Source organism: Microvirga roseola (assembly GCF_020866965.1).
In the GTDB taxonomy this organism is placed as follows: domain Bacteria; phylum Pseudomonadota; class Alphaproteobacteria; order Rhizobiales; family Beijerinckiaceae; genus Microvirga; species Microvirga roseola.
Map to the genome: position 1 here is coordinate 43693 of NZ_JAJATX010000021.1, position 20031 is coordinate 63723.

A 20031-nucleotide genomic window follows, 5' to 3' on the forward strand; every position below is an offset into this window, starting at 1 on the left:
TTAGTCCCGCTCGAAGACGAGGTTCATCTTGGTCTGGAGGATGAGCCGATATCCCTTGCTCTCCAGGAGCTTCGGCAGGTCGATCTGCCAGCGCTCGCGGCCGTCCTCGATGAGGAGGAGCGAGGGGTAGAGCGAGAGGGGAGCATCCCGGAAGAACGGATCGAGGATCAGGTCTTCCGCCCCTTCCACGTCGAGCTTGGCCGCGTCGAGACGGGCGAAGCCCTCATTGTTCAGGAGGTCGAGGAGGGTCACGGCGGGGACGCGGATCGCGTCGGCATGGCTCGATCCCACGATCTTCACGCTCGACTCTCCACGGTTGCGGGGATCGAGGAAGAGGGTGAGCTCCCCGGTCTTGTCGGCCACTGCGCAGGCAACGGCCTTGACCGTGCCGAAGGGGTTCTGGCGGATGTTGTAGGTCAGGCGATCGAAGATCTCGGGCTGCGGCTCGACGGCCAGGATACGGGAGGATGCCCCGGCGCGGGCCGCCACGAAGAGGGCGTACCAGCCGACATTCGCCCCGACATCCACGAAGGTGAACCCCTCCCCAATCCGGGATTCCAGGATCTTCAGCTCCTGGGTGTCGAAATATTGGGGCGTGAAGAGGATGCGCTTCTCGCAGATGTTGTTGTAGGGGTGCAGCCGCATGCGGACCCCGTAGGTCTCCATGTCGAGAGGCTGGCCTCTGAGGGACTTCATCGCCATCCGGCGCAGCATCAGGGCGAGGCGGCGGGGAGCCCAGCCGTCCGACAGGGTGCGCGTCCGCTCGATCACCCACTGGATGAAGCCTGAAGGCGCATAGGCGCCGAAGGGGCGAGAATCGTTCATTCCAATCAAAAACCTAAATGCCGCTGCCGGCGATTCCCGCTGCTCATGACACCCTCGGGCTCCAACCGCAAGCCACAGAGCCCTTCAAGGAAAACCCGGGAGCCGGTATCCGGCCTGGAAATGGCGGCGACGAAGGGCATGCAGAGCTTGCGTCCCGCGCCCCGATCCTTACATTCGGGCTTCCAGTTCAAGGACCGAGAATGACCGAGACCGACGTCGTCGAGCGCAAGCGCTCTGCCGAAATCCCGCTCCATGGCCCCGAGGCTTTCGAGGGCATGCGGCGTGCAGGCCGCCTGGTGGCGGAATGCCTCGACATGCTGACCGACCACGTGAAGCCCGGCGTTACGACGGAATTCCTGGACAAGCTCGCCTTCGACTTCATCCGCAACCACGGCGCCTATCCGGCCTGCCTGCACTACCGCGGCTACACCAAGACGATCTGCACCTCGATCAACCACGTGGTCTGCCACGGCATTCCGAACGAGAAGCCCCTGCGCGAGGGCGACATCATGAATGTCGACGTGACCGTCATTCTCGACGGGTGGCACGGCGATTCCAGCCGCATGTACTATGTCGGCGAGGTGCCCCGCCGGGCGCAGCGCCTGTGCGAGATCACCTATGAGTGCCTGCTGCGAGGCATTGCCGCAGTCAAGCCGGGGGCTACCACCAACGACATCGGCGCGGCCATCCAGTCCTATGCGGAAGCCGAGCGCTGCTCGGTGGTGCGGGACTTCTGCGGCCATGGCATCGGCAAGGCCTTCCACGACTCGCCCACCATCCTCCACTACGTGGAGCCGGCCTATAACGTGGAGCTGAAAGCCGGCATGTTCTTCACGATCGAGCCCATGATCAATCTGGGCCGCCCGCAGGTGAAGGTGCTCTCCGACGGCTGGACCGCCGTAACCCGCGACCGCTCCCTCTCGGCCCAGTTCGAGCACATGGTCGGCGTGACGGAAACCGGCGCCGAGGTCTTCACCTTCTCGCCCAAGGGCTTGGACAAGCCGCCTTACCCAGCTTGATTGGCGTCAAGGCGCAGCAGCAATCCGTCAAAAACGCCGGATCAGCAGCCAGACAGAAAATAACACCCCGAATATCATGCCCGCTGCTGCAGCATATTCCATAGCTGCGAACGCGGTTCTGAGTGGATCGGAGGATGCAGCAAAGACGGCAGCTACGACTACAATGATGGGAAGTGCTAGGAAGCCAAGCGCTACACCTATCACTCCCCCAACGAGACCACCGACTCCCGCAAACGGCAGGATCATCATCAGCTTGAAATAGCACCCTGTCCGCATTGGTTTTCCCAGCCGGCTTGACACCGGCCCCTTCATCGCCACAAGCCTACAGAGTAACGTTTCACCTCTCAATGGCGGACGGGCATGAGCGGCGACGACACTCCCCATTACTACGGGCACCGGGACCGTTTGCGCGCGCGCTTCGTGGAGGTGGGCGGCGATGCCCTGCCGGACTACGAGCTGCTGGAGCTCGTCCTCTTCCGCTCCATTCCCCGCCGGGACGTGAAACCCATCGCCAAGGAACTTCTCAAGCGCTTCGGCACCTTCCGAGGTGCTCGCCGCTTCCCCCGCCCGGCTCATGGAGGTGGATGGCATCGGCGAGAACGTCGTGACGGACCTCAAGATCCTGGAGGCCTCCGCCCGACGGCTCGCCAAGGGGCGGTGGCGAAGCGGCCGGTCCTGTCATCCTGGACATCGGTGCTCGATTACTGCCGCACCGCCATGGCCTTCATGGACAAGGAGCAGTTCAGGCTCCTCTTCCTCGACAAGCGCAATGCCCTCATCGCCGACGAGGTCCAGCAATCGGGCACGGTGGATCACACGCTGGTCTATCCGCGCGAGGTGGTGAAGCGGGCGCTCGAACTCTCGGCCTCGGCCTTGATCCTGGTGCACAATCACCCTTCGGGCGATCCGACACCCTCCGCCGCCGACATCAAGATGACCCGCGAGATCATTGAGGTCGCCAAGCCCCTGGGGATCACCATCCACGACCACATCATCGTCGGCCGCGAAGGCCATGCGAGCCTGAAAGGGCTGCGCCTGATCTGAGCGCAGCGTTTTCGCGGAGAACCAAGCCACTCCCGCGGCGTTGGCTCAGCAACAGAGCCATTTCCGGGAGATTCTCGATGCGCATGACACTGACCGTCGCCGGCCTGCTTTGCTCCACCCTGGTGGCGCCCGCAGCCCTCGCCCAGGCCGCGCCTCCTCCGACGGTGGACCTTCGCCCGCCCGCAACGGTCGCGCGCGACACCGGATTCGCAGGTCCCGACATCGCCTCCGGCCCGGTCGGGTTCATCACCCGGCGCAACCCGGGCATCCTCCGGGCCACGGACGTGATCGGCCAGGATGTCTACAGCCCGGAGAACCAGGATGTCGGCGAGGTGGCGGACGTGCTCATCGACCGGAACGGCCGCGTCACGGCCTTCGTCATCGAGGTCGGAGGCTTCCTGGGCATCGGCGAGCGCCGTCTGGCGGTCCCGCCGCAGGCGATCCGCCTGGATCCCTACGACATGACGGCGACCACCGGCACCCTCCCCGGCCAGGGCCTGCCGCCGAGCACCGCCGCGGGGGTCGAGCAGAGATCCGATCACCGCATTAGCCGCGCCATCGTGCCCGACCGGATCATCCTGACCATTCCCACGGGCCAGCTCCGTGCCGCGCCGGCTTACATGGACGAATAAGGACTACGCATGAAACGGCATCGACACGATCAGATGATCGTGTCGATGCCCGTCAGTACGGCATAGACGAAGCCGAGACTGAGGATCAGTCCGACAGAGCCGATCACAAGGCCTCCCAGCACCACCACGCCATCGCGCTCCACGAGGCCGATGCCCACGAGGCAGACGGCGAGCCCGAGCGGAATCTGCCCTACGAAGGGCGGCGCAAAGAGCAGCCCCAGCGCCAAGACCAGGATGATCGCGCCCATGAGACGCATGGCGATGGGCGTGTCGAGAAAGGTCATGCGCGGGCGGGAGAAGCGCTCCAGGCGCCGGAAGGTCGGCATGGCCCGCTCCACCGCCCGCTCCACATCGGTGCGGGCGAGCGAGCGGTTCAGCAATTGTCCGGGAAGCCACGGCACCTCGCGGCCGAACAGGATCTGGATTGCCACCAGCGCCAGCAGAAGGCCGCAGACCAGCGGGATCGGCGGCGGCATGGGAAGGCAGTTGGGCAGCCCCAGCAGAACGATCAGGAGGGCGAAGGCCCTGTCCTGAAGCACGGCCATGATGTCGCGCACGGTCAGGCGTTCGCCTGGCTGCGAGGCAAGGGCGAGCAGGATTTGGGAAGTGCGCGCGTTGGGGAACAAGGAGCCCTGGCAGGTTCGAGGACGCTCAGGGCGCCTCTCTAGCCGAGTTGCGCCCCTGGGCCAAGACTCCCGGAGAAAGAAGGTATCTCAATGAATGTTGATCTCGCCCTCGACGGCCATGAACTCGGCGGGCCGTATCAGCTGTGCATGGGAGACCGTGACGGAATAGAGCGGCCCGGCCAGCTCCCGCTGCCAGAAGTCCAGGAACTCGAGAAGGACGGGAAACTCGGGGGCGAGATCGTAAGCCTGCCAGATGTAGGTCTGGAGAAAGGTAGGGTGGTCCGGCATCCGGTAGAGGATGCTGGCGGTGGTCAATCCGTAACCTTCCATCTGGCGGATGAAATCCTTCGATACCATGCGAACTCCTTCGAACAGAGGCTCACCGGCAGGATTCCGCCCTCGACGCGCAGGCGGTGACCTGCCCTATGCTCAAGGCTAAGTCTCGAGCTTGTACCCCGGTTCCCGGGCAGCACCCTATTGAGAGTTTCCCATCGTCATCGTATGGCCAGGGTTCACGGGGCGGGCCGACATGGTGGCGGGACATCCAAGCTTTCTCAAAAAATGGCTGGCGGCCGGCTGCCTGACCCTGGCGCTTTCGGCCTGCGCGGGCCAGGTCTTCAACGATCCCATCAACCAGCCCATCGCCCATGTCTCCGAGCAGGAGGGTTGGCCGCTCGGACCCGACCAGTTCGGCACGACCGTCGTGGGCGTCGCCTTCTCGGGCGGCGGCATGCGCGCCGCGGCGTTCTCCTATGGCGTCCTGAACGAGCTCAACCGCTACGAGATCGAGACCGAGCGCGGCCCGGGCCGCATGACCGACCTGGTGGACCTGGTCTCCGGCGTCTCCGGCGGCTCGGTCACGGCCGCCTATTTCGGCCTGAAGGGTCGTGAGGGCCTGCCGGAATTCCGCTCCCGCTTCCTGGAGCGCAACGCGGAACAGGGCTTCGACACGGACGTGTCCCTCGCCAACGTGCTGCGGATCGTGGAGGATGGCGGCGTCAACGACCGCTCCAATTTCCCGCCCTGGCTCAACGAGAACCTGTTCGACGGCGCGACCTATGCGGATCTCTTCGCCCGAAAGCGTCCGCTCGTCTGGATCGCGGCTTCCGACATCTACGGCCGCGTGCCCTTCGTCTTCGAGCCGATTACCTTCAGCGCCCTGTGCAGCGACCTGAGCAAGGTCCGCCTGTCCGAGGCGGTAGCGGCCTCCGCTGCCGTACCGGGGCTGTTCATCCCGATCAACATCGAGAATTTCGGCTCCTCCTGCGGCGGCCATGTTCCGAAATGGCTGCAGCGGGGCGTCGCCGATCCGACCGCGCCCGCGACCCTGCGCGCCAGCGCCGCCGCCACCATGCGCTACCGCAGCGATCCGGAGCGCTTCCGCTATGTGAAGCTCCTCGACGGCGGACTGACCGACAACTTCGGCATCCACTCGCTCGCCGTGGCGCGTACGAACCGGGACCGCCCCTATATGCCGATGACGGCCGAACAGGCCGTGCGCGTGCAGCGGATGCTCTTCCTCGTGGTGGATGCAGGCCGCGAACCTGCCGGGGACTGGCCGCGCAATCTCGCCTCCCCGTCCGGGTTGGAGTTGGCCGGGATCGTCACCGACGTCGCCATCGATTCCGGCGTCTACAAGGGCTACGATTACTTCACTACCATCATGAAGGATTGGGAGGCCGATCTGCGGCGCTGGCGCTGCTCTCTGTCTTCCGCCGAGGTGCGGCAGCTGCGCGGAACCCTGAAGGGCTGGAATTGCGCCGATGTGGCCTTCACGGTGGGTCGTGTGTCCTTCGCCGATGCGGGTCCGGAACTGCGTCGGCGGCTCGACGAGGTGCCGACCCGCTTCAAACTCGACCCGCAGACCCTCGACACGGTCGTCGGCGCCGGAGAGACGGCCTTGCGCAACAACCCGATTTTTCGTTCATTTATCCGCAAGCAGCCTCGGCGGGCCCTCACCGCTTCCCTGGACGGGAAGGCGGACTGAGGACGGAGCAGTCGAAGGGGGAACACCGGGAATGCGCTTTGCCTTCGCCGGAATCGACTTTCTGGGTGACGTCTTCGGGACTCTTCTCGACAAAGGCTGGGAGCCGATCAAACTCTTCAGCCGCCCCTGCGACGGCATCTACGATTTCAACGACGCGACGATCGCCCGCGCCCGCTCCTTGAGGCTACCTGTCCAGCTCACGCGGATCCGCCCTTCCGATCTCGCGGGCCTGAAGGCGATGCGCTGCGATGCGCTGGTGGTGGCGGGCTACCCCTGGCTGGTCACCAGCTGGGAGGCGCATCTGAGATATGCCGTCAACTTTCATCCCTCGCCGCTTCCGGAGGCGCGTGGCCCCTACCCGCTCTTTCAGGCCATCCTCGGCGCGGTCCCGGAATGGGGCGTCACGGCGCATGTGCTCGAACCCGCCTTCGATACGGGCGCCATCGTCGCGCAGCAGCGCTTTCGGCTGTCGGAGAACGAGACCCACGATACCCTTCTCGCCAGGTGCCAGATGGCGTCCCGGACCATCGCCGCCCGCATCGCCGAGGACCTTCCGCGCCTGTGGGCTGATGCGCAGCCGCAGGGTCCCGGCTCCTACTGGCCCCGCATCACGCAGGCGCAGCGCACCATCGACTGGACCCGGAGCGTCAGGGACGCACTCCGCACCATCCGCGCCTTCGGCTCCATCGAGGCCTTCGCTCAGGTCGATTCCCGTTATCTCTATGTATGGGATGCGGCCGGCTGGGAGGAGCCGCACCTCCACCGTCCGGGCGCGCTCGTCCACCGCCACCGCAACCACCTCGTCGTCGCAGCGGGCGACGGCTTCGTTCAGCTGACGGGCTGGAGTCCCTATGCGCCGGGCAAGACGCGCCGGGCATAGAGCGGAAGGCGTTCAGGCGAGCGGGGCATCCACGGTGCAGACCACGCCCGTGGGACGGAAATCGATCTTGGCCGCCTCGTTGAGATCATGGGTGAGACTCCGCTCGATCAGTCGAGACCCGAAGCCGCGGCGGGCCGGGGTCTGAACGGGCGGACCGCCGCTTTCCTCCCAGCAAAGATGCAGGCGGCTGGGCTCGCCCTGTTCGAGGTGCTAGGCGATCCGGACCACGCCCGAGGCGTCCGACAACGCGCCGTATTTCACCGCATTGGTCGCAAACTCCTGCAGCCCCATGGCCAGCGGCAGCGCCATGCGCGGCGGCAGGCGCACGCTCGGCCCGCTCACATGGACCCGGCTCTCCCCGCGGCCGGCATAGGGCGCCATCGCATGCTCTGCGATGTCCCGGAGGTCAGCCCCCTCCCAGTTCTCCCGCGTCAGCACGTCATGGGTCCGGGACAGGGCAAAAAGACGGCTCTCGAAAGCCTCCCTGATTTCCGCCGGAGCCTTGGCGTTGCGCAGGGTCTGGGAAGCGATGGACTGGACCGTGGCCAGGGTGTTCTTCACCCGGTGATTCAACTCGTTGATGAGAAGCGTGCGCTGCTCGTCCGCCCGCTTGCGATCGGTGATGTCGCGCTAGATCCCCCAGATCCGCTTCACGAAACCGTTCTCGACGACCCCGATCATGCTGTTGGCGAAGTACTGCGGTTCCCGTCCGTGTCCTGCTCCACCGATTCCATATCGATCAGGCGATAGCCGGAACGGATGATCGCGCCGAAATATTCCCTCACCGCCGGATCGTCGGCCGGCATGGGGGAAGTCGAGGGTCTTGCCGATCAGGTCCTCGGAGCGCCCATTGCGGTAGGCCAGCTCGATCTGCTTGTCGTCCGGCAGGGATATACCGACCGGCGGGGTAAGCTCGAGGAGCCAGGTTCCTTCGGAGCTGTGCGCGATCAGCGAGCGATAGCGGTCCTCGCTTTCGCGGTATGCCTCCTCGACCCGCCTGCGCTCGGTGATGTCGTCAAAGAGAAGAGCAACCCGGCGCTGCTGCGGGTCGCCGACCCGGTAGGCGAAGACATTGTACCAGCGCCCCGTGTCGGCAGCTTCATGCTCGAAGCGCACCGGATCCCCGGCGAGAGCCACCCGGCCGAACGTTTCGAGCCCGTGCGCCTCGCATCCGGGTCGAAGGGAGCACATGCTCCGTCCTGCAGCGTCGCATAGCCCCGCCTGGGCTTCGAAAGCGGAATTGACCTCGACGAAGACGTAGTCTGCCGGACGGTTCTGCTCGTCGAAAACCATGTCCACCACGCAGAAGCCCTTGCCGAGGGCCTCAAAAAGCGTGCGATAGCGGGCCTCCGTCCCGCGCAGCGCCGCTTCCTGGCCCTCGCGCAGCGCCTCCTCGTTCAGGATCCTTCCGGCCGTCTCGGTTGCCGCGAAGTAGAAGCCCGCCACCGCCCCCGCCTCGTCGCGCAGCGGTATCTAGGACAGGGTGAACCAGCCGGCCGGCTGACCGGGATCGCCGGCGGGGATGAGAGGTTGATCGGCGACATGCTGCGCCTCGCCCTCCAGCGCCGCCTCGACGACGGCCCGGAACCGGCCCCAGACCTCCGACCAGAGCTCGGCATAGGGCCTGCCCAGGCTTTCCGCGGGCCTTGCGCCGAGGATCGGGATGCAGTCGTCGTTGTAGAGCGTGGCCAGCTGCGGCCCCCAGGCAATTGGAGGCGGGCTGGCGCGCGTTGAGCATGAGATCGACTGCGGTGCGAAGGCTCTGTGGCCAAGCCTCGACGGGACCGAGCGGCGTCTGTCCCCAGTCGCGACTGCGGATGCGCTCCCCCATTTCGCCTCCACCGCGAGGCCAGCGGATCTTCTCCCGCGTCATGGCGATGAACGGACCTCCCCAATCCGGTGGCTGAGGAGCAACATGTGCTAGGAAGCCGTCGTTCATTGCGGATACGCCTGGCCGCGGGCTTCGGATGCCTGGACGACCGCCGGAAAAGCAGCCAGGGCCTCATGCCCTTCCAGCCAAGGCAGGACGGTCCGCAATGCTATGGGCCGCACAGTTTCAGGAAATGAGGACACCTTGGCGCTCATAGGCTGTACGCATCCCCTTCCCGGACACAGACAAACGTCATAACCTGACATTTTCCTACCCTAAATAAAGGTACGGTCAATGAAAATAATATTACATATACAATACTAAGGCGGGGCTGCCCGAACGGTTTTCCAGCAGATGTGGGATATTTGCGACATCTTCCCTAAGGCCCTCAGGCGCTTAGGAGGTCACATGCGGCAGCAGAGCTTCGCCAGGCGGAACGAATACCAACCCGCTCCGTAGATCCGCAACTGCACTTTCACGGACCACCTGTGCTTCGTCCTGAATAGGCGCAAAAAAAGACAAAGCACCGCTACTTTATTGCAAATAAAGGGGGCGCCGACCTGCGGCGCTCAACCGAAAAGACATTTACGGAAGACGCGCTTCTCCCGGTCCATTCAGCCGATCAGCGGACGAGCGCCGCCCGTTTGGGTATCATAGTTCGTGGTAGAGCCGCCCCTGATAGACCAGGGCGGGCATCCGGTCGCCCAGCCTGACGGCGACGATCTCGCCCAGGATAACGTGATGGGTCGCGACGACCCGTGCCTCGGTGAGCCGGCAATCGAAGGACACCAGGCTCGTCATCAGAGTAGGGGAACCCGTGAGGAGATCCTCCCACTGCCCTGACGAGAAGCGGTCCTGTCCATGGAGGTCCGTCCGGCCGGCGAAGATGTCGGCGAGCGGCAGATCCGGAGCGCTCAGGGTATTCACGCAAAAGACCTTGTTCGCCAGCAGCACCTGCGCCGACCGGCCTGCGCTGTTGACGCAGACCAGAAGCGAAGCCGGGCTGTCGGTCACCGGAGCGACGGCAGTGGCCGTGAGGCCCGCGCGCCCGGCCGAACCCTGGGTCGTGACGATATGAACGGCACCGGCGACACGACTCATTCCCTCGCGGAAGAGACCGGGATCGAGAGCGGGAGCGCCACTGGCGGCATCGGAAGGGGGAGAGGTATGAGTCTTCAACATCTTATTCCGAAGAAGCCTCTCCCACCCTTTTGGGCTGAGCACAAGACCATGGGAGGCATATGGGCTCCCACCCGCCGCATGGGAAGCGCCTGCCCTCTATTCCGGCGAATCCTGCCGCTTCTTCCATCAAACTGGCTGATGGAAAGCTTAACCGAATGTTGTCGAACGAAAATCCGTTTGCTAGACACGGCCCGCTTTACGCATCGGCTTGGCCTCGCAACCGCATCGTGCTTTGCTGTGCGAGGTTTCCCAAGAATGACCCCATTCCAGAGGGGCTAAGGGTTGGACATGGAAATTTTTGTGCAGCAGCTCATCAATGGGCTGACTCTGGGGTCGATCTACGGCCTCATCGCCATCGGCTACACGATGGTATTCGGCATCATCGGCATGGTGAACTTCGCCCACGGCGACGTGTTCATGGTGTCGGCCTTCATCGCCCTCATCTTCTTCGTGATCCTGACCACCTGGCTGGGGATCTCCTCCGCGCTGGTGGCGCTGCTCATCGTGCTGGTCCTCGCCATGGCGCTCACGTCCCTGTGGGGCTGGACCGTCGAGAGGATCGCATACCGTCCCCTGCGCGGCTCGTTCCGCCTGGCGCCGCTGATCTCCGCGATCGGCGTCTCGATCTTCCTGTCGAACTTCGTCCAGGTCGTTCAAGGCGCACGCAACAAGCCGACGCCTCCGATGGTCGGCGAGGTGATCGTCCTTTTCCAGGGCGAGAGCGGCTACAACGTCGCGATCTCCTACAAGCAGATCATCATCATGGTCTTCACGGCCGTGCTGCTCTCGATCTTCTGGTACCTCGTCCAGAAGACTTCTCTCGGCCGCGCCCAGCGCGCCTGCGAGCAGGACCGCAAGATGGCCTCCCTGCTGGGCATCAACGTGGACCGCACGATCTCGCTCACTTTCGTGATCGGCGCGGCGCTCGCCGCGGTCGCGGGCACCATGTACCTTCTCTATTATGGCGTGGTGAGCTTCAGCGACGGCTTCGTGCCGGGCGTGAAGGCCTTCACGGCGGCGGTTCTGGGCGGCATCGGCTCCCTGCCGGGAGCCGTGCTCGGAGGGCTGATCATCGGCCTCATCGAGACCTTCTGGTCGGCCTATTTCTCGATCGAGTACAAGGACGTCGCCGCGTTCTCGATCCTGGCCATCGTGCTCATCTTCATGCCCTCCGGCATTCTCGGACGGCCTGAAGTCGAGAAGGTCTGAGGAACAGCGCCATGAACGCTCCTTCGATTACGACGACCTCGTCCGACGTTTCGGCCACCCGCGGCCGTATCGACTGGGCCGCCGCCCTCAAGGACTCCGCCAAGGCAGCGCTGGTCATGTTCGGCCTGTCCATCCCGCTCCTGGCCTACAGGACGGACCAGAGCGGCGCGGATCTCCTCCTCGACCCCCGGTGGGATCTGGTGGCGATCCTCTGCCCCATCATCTTCGCGTTGCGTCTTGCGATCCATGCCTTCACAGCGACCCGGGCCTACCGCAAGGCGGTCCCGAGTCCCCGACAGGCGACGGAAGTGGTGCATGCGGAACCGAGCGCCTTCCAGAAGGTGTCCCGTTTCGGCATTCCCTTCTTCCTCGGCGTTGCGCTAGCCTTCCCTTTCATCGTCTACGTGGTCCAAGGCGGGCTGAACGAATCCCGCTACTGGATCGATCTCGGCATTCTGATCCTCACCTACGTGATGCTCGGCTGGGGTCTGAACATCGTGGTGGGCCTGGCCGGTCTGCTCGACCTGGGCTACGTCGCCTTCTATGCGGTCGGCGCCTACTCCTACGCCTTGCTCTCGACCACCTTCGGCTGGTCCTTCTGGATCTGCCTGCCCCTCGCCGGCATCCTCGCCGCGTTCTGGGGCATCATCCTCGGCTTCCCGGTGCTGCGCCTGCGCGGTGACTATCTCGCCATCGTGACCCTGGCATTCGGCGAGATCATCCGCCTCGTGCTCATCAACTGGGTAGAACTGACGAACGGCGGCGCCGGCATCGCCTCGATCCCGCGCGCAACCTTCTTCGGCATCCCCTTCAACTCGGACGAGGACGGGTTCGCGGCTCTGTTCGGGCTCGAATACAGCCCGATGCACAGGATTGTCTTCCTGTACTATCTCATCCTGATACTGGCCCTGCTCACCAACTTCGTCACCATGCGCCTGCGCAGGCTGCCTGTGGGGCGCGCCTGGGAGGCCCTGCGCGAGGACGAAATCGCCTGCCGCTCGCTCGGCATCAACACCCGGAACACCAAGCTCACGGCCTTTTCCATCGGCGCGATGTTCGGCGGCTTCGCCGGGTCGTTCTTCGCCGTGCGTCAGGGCTTCATTTCGCCTGAGAGCTTCAACTTCCTGGAATCGGCGATCATCCTGGCCATCGTGGTCATGGGCGGGATGGGCTCGCAGATCGGCGTCGCCATCGCGGCGATCGTTCTGGTCGGCGGTCCCGAGATCCTGCGTAACCTCACCTTCCTCCAGGCCGTCTTCGGTGAGGGCTTCGATCCGAACGAATACCGCCTCCTGCTCTTCGGCGCAGGCATGGTGGCCATGATGGTCTGGCGTCCGCGCGGCCTGATTTCGGAACGGCAACCCTCGGTGATCTTGAAAGAGCGCAAGGCCATTTCCGGCTCGCTCGTGAAGGAAGGACACGGCTAATGCGCTGGCTGCAGGATCCCATCCTCGACGTACAGCATCTCACGATGCGCTTCGGCGGCCTCGTCGCCATCAACGATCTCTCCTTCAAGGCCGGGCGCGGGGACATCACCGCGCTCATCGGCCCGAACGGTGCAGGCAAGACCACGGTCTTCAACTGCATCACCGGCTTCTACAAGCCGACGGAAGGCATGATCGCTCTCCGCAAGCCGGATGGCTCCCACCTCCTCCTGGAGCGGTTGCCGGGACACAGCATCAATTGGAAGGCCAAGGTCTCCCGCACCTTCCAGAACATCCGCCTGTTCTCCGGCATGACCTTGCTGGAGAACCTGCTCGTGGCGCAGCACAACCCGTTGATGATCGCCTCCGGCTTCACCGTTTTTGGCGTTCTCGGCCTTGGCGGCTACCGCAAGGCGGAAAAGGAAGCCATCGAGAAGGCCAAGTTCTGGCTGGAGAAGACGAAGCTCATGCATCGGGCCGACGATCCGGCCGGCGACCTGCCTTACGGCGACCAGCGCCGCCTCGAGATCGCCCGCGCCATGTGCACGGACCCGCTCCTGCTCTGCCTCGACGAGCCGGCGGCGGGCCTCAATCCGCGCGAGTCCCTGGAGCTCAACGAGCTCCTGCTCTCGATCCGAAAGGAACAGGGCACGTCGATCCTGCTCATCGAGCACGACATGTCGGTGGTGATGGAGATTTCCGATCACGTGGTAGTGCTCGATTACGGCACCAAGATCTCGGACGGCTCGCCCACCGAGGTCCGGAACGATCCCAAGGTCATCGCCGCCTATCTGGGCGTGGCCGACGAGGAAGTCGAACAGGTGGAAGCGGAGATCGGCGCATGAGCACCGCTGGAGCAAACATCGCAATGCAGAGCCCTATTGCCGAAACGGCGCGCCAGCCGCTTCTCAGCGTGCGCGGCGTGAAGACCTATTACGGCAACATCATTGCGCTCAAGGGCGTGGACATGGACGTCCACGAGGGCGAGATCGTGACCCTGATCGGCGCCAACGGCGCCGGCAAGTCCACGCTGATGATGACGATCTTCGGCAACCCGCGGGCGCGCGAGGGCACTATTACTTACGCGGGGAAGGATATCACCCAGGTGCCGACCCACGAGATTGCGCAGATGTCGATCGCGCAATCGCCGGAAGGCCGGCGCATCTTCCCGCGCATGACGGTGTTCGAGAACCTCCAGATGGGGGCCTCGATCAACAACTTCGCCCATTTCGACGAAGACCTGGAGCGCGTCTGCACGCTCTTCCCGCGCCTGAAGGAGCGCCTGCAGCAACGGGGCGGTACGCTTTCCGGCGGCGAACAGCAGATGCTGGCCATCGCCCGCGCCCTCATGAGCCGTCCGAAGCTCCTGCTCCTGGACGAGCCGTCGCTGGGTCTTGCGCCACTCATCGTCAAGCAGATCTTCGACATCATTAAGGAACTCAACGAGAAGGACGGCATGACCATCTTCCTCGTCGAGCAGAACGCCTACCATGCCCTGAAACTCGCCCATCGCGGATATGTGATGGTGACGGGCAACATCACCATGAGCGGCACGGGCAAGGAACTGCTCGCCGATCCGCAGGTCCGCGCGGCCTATCTCGAAGGAGGGCACCACTGATGCAGGGCATCCTCTACGAAGAGCCGTCGATCTGGCTCTTTCTCCTCATCACCGTCATCATGGGCGGGTGGGCGGCCTGGATGACCGGGCGCGCCATCGCGATCACCTGGGGGCCCTACTGGCAGCTCGTGATTTACCTGCTGCTCCTTGGGGTGGCGGTGCGCTTCATCCACTACGCCCTGTTCGAGGGCACGCTGCTGTCCCTCCAGTATTATGTCGTGGACACGATTGTGGTGCTCATCATCGGCTCGCTCGGCTTCCAGTACAACCGCGCCAAGCTGATGACCTCCCAGTACCGGTGGCTTTATGAGCGGACCGGCCTGTTCTCCTGGCGGGAAAAGGCTTCTGCGACAAAGGGCTAAGCTCAAAAAATTCCCAGGTGACATCCGCTTAAAAACAAGCATGATGTTCCGCGGATGGCGGGTTCCCCCGCCAAACCGGCCCCGAAACGATTACGGGGCCTCAAAAAAACCACCAGAGGAGTGACCTCATGAAAAAAATGCTGTTGACCAGCGTCGCGCTTGGTCTTGGCCTTGCCTTCTCGAGCGCTGCCAATGCGCAGATCAAGATCGGCGTTGCCGGCCCCATCACCGGTCCGAATGCCGCTTTCGGCGCGCAGCTTAAGAACGGCGCTGAGCAGGCCGTCGCTGACATCAACGCAGCCGGCGGAATCAACGGCGAGAAGGTAGAGCTCGTCGTCGGTGACGACGTGTGCGACCCCAAGCAGGGCGTGTCGGTGGCGAACAAGTTCGCGGCCGAAGGCGTGAAGATGGTCATCGGCCACTTCTGCTCGGGCGTTTCGATCCCGGCTTCGCAGATCTATGAAGAGGCTGGAATCGTTCAGATTTCGCCCGCTTCGACGAACCCGACCTACACCGAGCGCGGCATGTGGAACACCTTCCGCACCTGCGGCCGCGACGACCAGCAGGGCCTTGTTGCAGGCAGCTATCTTGCCGACAAGTTCAAGGACAAGAAGGTTGCGATTGTCCACGACAAGACCCCCTACGGAAAGGGTCTGGCCGACGAGACCAAGAAGACCATGAATTCCAAGGGTCTTAAGGAAGTGGTCTACGAAGGCGTCAACACGGGTGAGAAGGACTATTCCGCTCTCGTGTCGAAGCTGAAGCAGGCCGGCGTCGACGTCGTCTACTTCGGCGGCCTCCACACGGAAGCCGGCCTCATCATCCGCCAGATGCGCGACCAGGGCCTCAACGCCCCGCTCATGTCCGGCGACGGCATCGTGTCGGCCGAGTTCACCTCGATCGCCGGCCCGGGCGCCGAAGGCACCCTCATGACCTTCGCTCCCGATCCGCGTAAAAACCCGGCTGCGCAGGAAGTGGTCGCGAAGTTCCGCGCCAAGAACTACGAGCCCGAGGCCTACACGCTCTACTCCTACGCAGCAGCCCAGGTCCTGGCCGAGGCCGCCAAGCAAGCGGGTAGCACGAACGGCAAGAAGGTCGCCGAGGCGATCAAGTCCGGCAAGTCGTTCAAGACCGTGATCGGCGATCTCTCCTTCGACAAGAAGGGCGACATCACCCGTCCTGACTACGTCATGTACGTCTGGAAGAAGGGCGCCGACGGCAAGATCGACTACTCGGGCAACGAGCTCAGCATGTAATCGACTGGCCTCACAGCCAATCTGAAGGGAAACCCGCCCTGGCGACAGGGCGGGTTTTCTTATGAAGGCACCTCTTGAGGCGGACGGGCATGCCCACCCTCAACCTCCATCTCCTTCCGGAAATCTACGCCGTCTGTCGCCTCGTCCCTGAGGCGGCTGTCGAGCCGCCGCCCCCTGGACCGTTCTCGCTGCTGGTCCGCGCGCCTGAAGAGACGACCCTTGTCCTTCCCCTCGCCCAGGCTCCCGCCGGAGCCGAGACCGACGCCGGCTGGCGCTGTCTTCGGATCGAGCAGAGCTTCGATTTCAGCGTTCCGGGCATCCTCGCTTCCGTCCTTGAGCCCCTCGCCGGGGCCGGCATCGGCATCTTCGCCACCTCCACCTTCAGCACCGACTACGTGCTGGTGAAGGCAGCGGATGCGGACAGGGCGGTGGCGGTGCTCGAAGGCGCCGGGCACACGGTCCGGGCCTGATCCTCAGGTCCGCTCGATCCGCGCTGCGAAGCAGCCGCGCCGGACGAAATGGGCATCGATATGCTCCACCGCGGGATTCTCAAGGAAACGCCCGATCAGGGTCAAAACCTCTTCGCCCTCCCCGACCTCCGCATCGACGATGAAGGCCTGCCCATCATAGGCGCGCAGCGACAAAAGCCTGTCCCTCAGGATCGGCGGCAGTTCACCCCGGTAGGAGCCCGTCCGTGCGGAGCGACCGACGAAGATCGGCCCTGCGGCCCGGTAGGGTGAGGTCGGTGTGGGCTGGTGGACATGGTTGAGCAGCAGGAGCTCCTCCCCCTCCTCCACTCGCTTGAGAGAGATACGGCAGGGGTAGAGATCGGCCTGATCGGCCACGACGCGCCGGGCGCCCATAGCTGCAAGCTCGGCCTCGCTCATTGAGAAAAGAGGGGCAAAGGCTTGGGCGTCGAGCCCGCAAATCTGAAATGACATGGATGGTCTCCTTGGTTCGAGACCATCAGGCTTGCAGCCAAGCTGAGCGGAAAACGACCCGATTTCTGCTGGAGCCCAGGTTTATGCTATTTTGTAGCAAGAAACGGTGCATCGCATGCAGAAGACTTGGCCTGCTATCCTAGCCCTCATTCTCTCAATACCGCTCGCCACAGCCATTCAGGAAGCTACAGCCCGCCCAAAGCAAACAGGCGTTGTAGGATGCTGGGAAAGAACGATTGCGCCTCCGAACGCTCTCTGGCCCTCATCAATCCAGGCCATATGTTTCAAGCGGGATGGCAGGGTATCCGGTTTTGCCCTGGATGCAGGAGACGGTTGGGATTGGAGCGCAAACTGGCAACACACACGGACTGGCAAAGTATCTGTCTTATTTCCCTCTCAGGACAATCCGCGACGGGTTGTCTGTTCCTTCTGGGTCGATAATCCGCGAGAGATCCTGGTTCTAACTGAATGTGACAATTCGGACTGGAATGGTGTTTTGCGACGGGATCGGGACATGGACCAAGCGGTAGAACCTTAACGGAATGCCTCAGCCAAGTGTCCCCAGCACCGGAAACGTCTCCAGCAGCCAGAACGACATGTCGGTGATCCAGCCGGAGAGGAAGGCGATTCCGGTCAGGATGAGGAGGACGCCCATGGCCTTCTCGACCACGGAGAAGTGCGAGCGCATGCGCTTGAGGAGCGAAATGATGGGCCTCATGGCGAAGGCGGCAAGCAGGAAGGGAATCCCCAGGCCCGCCGAATAGGCCGCCAGCAGCATGGCCCCGTAGGAGACGCTGTCCTCCGAGCCCGCCACCGCCAGGATGGCGGCCAAGACCGGCCCGATGCAGGGCGTCCAGCCGAAGGCGAAGGCCAGCCCCATCACATAGGCGCCCCAGAGCCCGACCGGCTTTTCCACCTTGAACCGCGCCTCACGGTAGAAGAGCCCGATCCGGAAAACCCCAAGGAAGTGCAGGCCCATGACGATGATGGCGACGCCTGCCACCGTGCTCAGCACGTCGAGATACTGGCGGATCACCTGCCCCAGAGCCGAGGCGGTCGCCCCCAGGAGCACGAAGACGGTCGAAAAGCCCGCGACGAACAGGAGTGCCGCCAGCATCGTCCGCTGACGAACCGCATGGTCGCCCGCGTTCAGCCGCTCAAAGGTCGTGCCTGCGAGGAACGACAGATAGGGCGGCACCAGCGGCAGGACGCAGGGGCTCAGGAAGCTGATGAGGCCGCCGAGCGCCGCGGCAGGAAAGGAGATGCTGAGCATGAGGCCTTCTATACCGGCACCGCACCGTAAGAAAGCCGCCGAAAGCCCGGTTCTCCAGCTTGTGAAGGCGGCCGTTTTCCGGTTCTCTCATACGCCATGACCCAAACCCGAAACCTCATCACCGATGTCGCAGGGCTTCGCATCGGCAATGCGCAGGATGCGGCCATCGGCTCGGGCGTCACCGCCGCCCTCTTCGATGAGCCTGCGGTGGCCTCCTGCTTCGTCATGGGCGGTGCGCCCGGCACGCGGGAAACCGACCTCCTCGACCCGGACAAAATGGTGCCCGGCGTTCATGGGATCGTGCTCTCCGGCGGCTCGGCTTTCGGTCTGGATGCGGCGAGCGGTGTCCAGGCTTATCTGCGCGAGCAGGGCGTCGGCTTTGCCGTCGGCCCGGCGCTCGTTCCCCTAGTCTCCCAGGCGGTCGTCTTCGATCTCACCAATGGCGGCGACAAGGATTGGGGCCGGTACCCGCCCTATCGCGAGATCGGCTATGAGGCTGCCCGGAACGCCGGCCCCGACTTCGCCCTCGGCACGGCGGGCGGCGGGTATGGGGCCACGACCGCGACTCTCAAGGGAGGGCTTGGCTCCGCCAGCGTCTTAACCTCCTCCGGCCACACGGTCGGCGCACTCGTCATCGTCAACGCGGTCGCTTCGGCCGTCATCGGCGAGGGGCCGCATTTCTGGGCCGGAGGTCTGGAGGAAGGCCATGAGTTCGGGGGCCTGGGCCTGCCCGAACGTATCACGCCGGAGATGCGCCCCCTGGTCTGGAAGGGCGGTCCTCAGCCTGCGACCACCATCGCGCTCGTGGCGACGGACGCGGTTCTGACGAAAGCCCAGGCCAAGCGCCTCGCCATCGCGGCCCATGCAGGCCTGGCGCGCGGCCTTCGCTTTTCCCACGCGCTCTTCGACGGCGACACGATCTTCGCCGCAGCCACAGGCCGCAGGCCGCTCGGAAACGAGGCGGCGGAGTTCACGGAGCTGACGGCGCGCGCCGCCGATTGCCTGACCCGCGCCATCGCGCGCGGAGTCTATGAGGCTACCGCCCTGCCCTACCCGCAGGCGCAGCCCGCCTGGCGGGACAGGTTCCCGGATTCAGGAAACAGGAGCCGCTGACACGAGTCGGCTCAGATCGAGGTCACGCGGCGAAGACGCCTCGAAGCTCGAGAGGAACGCGGCAAGCTGCGCCTCCTGTCTTGTCTCTGAGGCCCCGAGGAAGCGATCCAGCGTTGTCTCGAACGATGTCGTGGACGTGAGCAGGGCCGTGGCCAGACGGGGACTGGCGGCGCTCACGAGGCGCGCGATCCGGTGCGCAGCTCCTGGGCCGATTCCGAAACGCGTTCTCACCACGTCGAGGAGCTTGTTCTCCGGTCGGGCGGGTCTGATCATGAGGATCATGGTCCCATGGCCGATGATGTCCTGGGCCGCCCCCTGCATGGGAATCAGGTAGGCCACAGCCGCCTCATTCTCCTCCGTCGCCGGGATCGGGATGGACCCACGGACCTGGTCGAAAAGCCCGGCCGTGATCTTCCCGATGCTCTCGCTCAGAATGGACTGGCCATTCATGTCCTTCAGGGTGATACGTCGCCGGAGCCGATATTCACCTGGGAGAGCCGCTCTCCCATCCCCTCGTTGCAGGCCAGTATCCGGCCGCTGTGGGTCAGGACGGCAGCGGGAACATCCATCAGCTAGAGAACCGACACGGTGGACCGCGCCTGCTGCAGCCCGAGCCCGAGGAAGAGGAGCGAAGCGCGGGCGAGGTGAGGCCTGAGGAGATCGAGCCTCGCCTTCTGGCTCGCCTCCACCGGGCCGTTCTCGAACCAGCGCTCGAACCGGAAGAAGACTAAAGCATCGGACGGTTAAACGGACGCATAGCCGGCAGCCCT

At 64.2% G+C, this 20031-nt stretch carries 22 protein-coding genes and 1 pseudogene; 13 read left to right on the forward strand and 10 right to left on the reverse strand.

The features are described from left to right. The gene (locus tag LG661_RS13845) at positions 1 to 825 is read right to left on the reverse strand and encodes an FkbM family methyltransferase (RefSeq protein WP_230532485.1); all 825 of its coding nucleotides are present in this window, start codon (positions 823 to 825) and stop codon (positions 1 to 3) included. Between the two features lie 200 nt (positions 826 to 1025). On the opposite strand from LG661_RS13845, the gene map reads away from it, so the two are divergent. The 3 genes and pseudogenes from map to LG661_RS13860 all read left to right on the forward strand — a co-directional run bounded on the left by map (position 1026) and on the right by LG661_RS13860 (position 3520). Next, on the forward strand, positions 1026 to 1844 hold the full coding sequence (map, locus tag LG661_RS13850; protein ID WP_230532486.1) for a type I methionyl aminopeptidase: 819 nt from the start codon (positions 1026 to 1028) through the stop codon (positions 1842 to 1844). A 360-nt stretch (positions 1845 to 2204) separates the two neighbouring features. Beyond that, a pseudogene (gene radC / locus LG661_RS13855) lies at positions 2205 to 2888 on the forward strand (RadC family protein). 77 nt (positions 2889 to 2965) lie between these two features. Then, positions 2966 to 3520 (forward strand): PRC-barrel domain-containing protein, encoded by a 555-nt coding sequence (locus LG661_RS13860; RefSeq protein ID WP_230532487.1) that lies wholly within the window; start codon positions 2966 to 2968, stop codon positions 3518 to 3520. Between the two features lie 29 nt (positions 3521 to 3549). Here LG661_RS13860 and LG661_RS13865 read toward each other — a convergent pair whose 3' ends face one another. After that, on the reverse strand, positions 3550 to 4146 hold the full coding sequence (locus LG661_RS13865) for an exopolysaccharide biosynthesis protein (protein WP_230532488.1): 597 nt from the start codon (positions 4144 to 4146) through the stop codon (positions 3550 to 3552). Positions 4147 to 4233: 87 nt separating this feature from the next. Further along, entirely contained in the window at positions 4234 to 4503 is a 270-nt protein-coding gene (locus LG661_RS13870) for an usg protein (protein WP_230532489.1), read from the reverse strand. 172 nt (positions 4504 to 4675) lie between these two features. Here LG661_RS13870 and LG661_RS13875 point away from each other — a divergent pair, with 172 nt between their 5' ends. Continuing rightward, entirely contained in the window at positions 4676 to 6133 is a 1458-nt protein-coding gene (locus LG661_RS13875) for a patatin-like phospholipase family protein (protein WP_230532490.1), read from the forward strand. A gap of 31 nt (positions 6134 to 6164) precedes the next feature. Beyond that, the gene (locus LG661_RS13880; protein WP_230532491.1) at positions 6165 to 7013 is read left to right on the forward strand and encodes a methionyl-tRNA formyltransferase; all 849 of its coding nucleotides are present in this window, start codon (positions 6165 to 6167) and stop codon (positions 7011 to 7013) included. Between the two features lie 210 nt (positions 7014 to 7223). Here LG661_RS13880 and LG661_RS13885 read toward each other — a convergent pair whose 3' ends face one another. From LG661_RS13885 to LG661_RS13900, 4 genes are all read right to left on the reverse strand, one after another. Beyond that, positions 7224 to 7586 (reverse strand): sensor histidine kinase, encoded by a 363-nt coding sequence (locus tag LG661_RS13885; RefSeq protein ID WP_268995464.1) that lies wholly within the window; start codon positions 7584 to 7586, stop codon positions 7224 to 7226. Positions 7587 to 7643: 57 nt separating this feature from the next. After that, a complete protein-coding gene (locus LG661_RS13890; protein ID WP_230532493.1) occupies positions 7644 to 8459 on the reverse strand; it encodes a PAS domain-containing protein in 816 nt (271 codons plus the stop codon). A gap of 27 nt (positions 8460 to 8486) precedes the next feature. Beyond that, entirely contained in the window at positions 8487 to 8855 is a 369-nt protein-coding gene (locus LG661_RS13895) for a hypothetical protein (RefSeq protein ID WP_230532494.1), read from the reverse strand. Between the two features lie 679 nt (positions 8856 to 9534). Beyond that, entirely contained in the window at positions 9535 to 10065 is a 531-nt protein-coding gene (locus LG661_RS13900; protein ID WP_230532495.1) for a flavin reductase, read from the reverse strand. A 288-nt stretch (positions 10066 to 10353) separates the two neighbouring features. On the opposite strand from LG661_RS13900, the gene LG661_RS13905 reads away from it, so the two are divergent. From LG661_RS13905 to LG661_RS13935, 7 genes are all read left to right on the forward strand, one after another. Beyond that, the gene (locus LG661_RS13905; protein ID WP_230532496.1) at positions 10354 to 11274 is read left to right on the forward strand and encodes a branched-chain amino acid ABC transporter permease; all 921 of its coding nucleotides are present in this window, start codon (positions 10354 to 10356) and stop codon (positions 11272 to 11274) included. A gap of 11 nt (positions 11275 to 11285) precedes the next feature. Beyond that, positions 11286 to 12701 (forward strand): high-affinity branched-chain amino acid ABC transporter permease LivM, encoded by a 1416-nt coding sequence (livM, locus tag LG661_RS13910; RefSeq protein ID WP_230532497.1) that lies wholly within the window; start codon positions 11286 to 11288, stop codon positions 12699 to 12701. Beyond that, positions 12701 to 13543, forward strand: coding sequence for an ABC transporter ATP-binding protein (locus tag LG661_RS13915; protein WP_322098871.1), 843 nt, complete (start codon positions 12701 to 12703; stop codon positions 13541 to 13543). The genes livM and LG661_RS13915 overlap by 1 nt, the downstream gene beginning before the upstream one ends. Then, positions 13540 to 14316 (forward strand): ABC transporter ATP-binding protein, encoded by a 777-nt coding sequence (locus tag LG661_RS13920; RefSeq protein ID WP_407666713.1) that lies wholly within the window; start codon positions 13540 to 13542, stop codon positions 14314 to 14316. The genes LG661_RS13915 and LG661_RS13920 overlap by 4 nt, the downstream gene beginning before the upstream one ends. Continuing rightward, positions 14316 to 14678 carry a DUF6867 family protein gene (locus LG661_RS13925; protein WP_230532498.1) on the forward strand — a complete coding sequence of 121 codons (363 nt, stop codon included), beginning with the start codon at positions 14316 to 14318 and terminating at the stop codon, positions 14676 to 14678. The genes LG661_RS13920 and LG661_RS13925 overlap by 1 nt, the downstream gene beginning before the upstream one ends. 128 nt (positions 14679 to 14806) lie before the next feature. Beyond that, positions 14807 to 15934: a branched-chain amino acid ABC transporter substrate-binding protein gene (locus tag LG661_RS13930; protein WP_230532499.1), complete on the forward strand. Its 1128-nt coding sequence runs from the start codon at positions 14807 to 14809 to the stop codon at positions 15932 to 15934. An 89-nt stretch (positions 15935 to 16023) separates the two neighbouring features. Next, the gene (locus tag LG661_RS13935; protein WP_230532500.1) at positions 16024 to 16404 is read left to right on the forward strand and encodes an ACT domain-containing protein; all 381 of its coding nucleotides are present in this window, start codon (positions 16024 to 16026) and stop codon (positions 16402 to 16404) included. 3 nt (positions 16405 to 16407) lie between these two features. Here the strand turns inward: LG661_RS13935 and LG661_RS13940 are convergent, their stop codons facing one another. Together LG661_RS13940 and LG661_RS13945 are read right to left on the reverse strand one after the other, a co-directional pair. Then, a complete protein-coding gene (locus LG661_RS13940; RefSeq protein ID WP_230532501.1) occupies positions 16408 to 16875 on the reverse strand; it encodes a DUF1203 domain-containing protein in 468 nt (155 codons plus the stop codon). A gap of 547 nt (positions 16876 to 17422) precedes the next feature. Next, positions 17423 to 18148, reverse strand: coding sequence for a cytochrome c biogenesis CcdA family protein (locus LG661_RS13945; protein WP_230532502.1), 726 nt, complete (start codon positions 18146 to 18148; stop codon positions 17423 to 17425). Between the two features lie 96 nt (positions 18149 to 18244). Here LG661_RS13945 and LG661_RS13950 point away from each other — a divergent pair, with 96 nt between their 5' ends. Continuing rightward, positions 18245 to 19261: a P1 family peptidase gene (locus LG661_RS13950; RefSeq protein WP_230532503.1), complete on the forward strand. Its 1017-nt coding sequence runs from the start codon at positions 18245 to 18247 to the stop codon at positions 19259 to 19261. Here LG661_RS13950 and LG661_RS13955 read toward each other — a convergent pair. Beyond that, positions 19241 to 19711 (reverse strand): hypothetical protein, encoded by a 471-nt coding sequence (locus LG661_RS13955; protein WP_230532504.1) that lies wholly within the window; start codon positions 19709 to 19711, stop codon positions 19241 to 19243. The two genes, LG661_RS13950 and LG661_RS13955, sit on opposite strands and share 21 nt — an antisense overlap. Between the last annotated feature and the right edge of the window lie 320 nt (positions 19712 to 20031).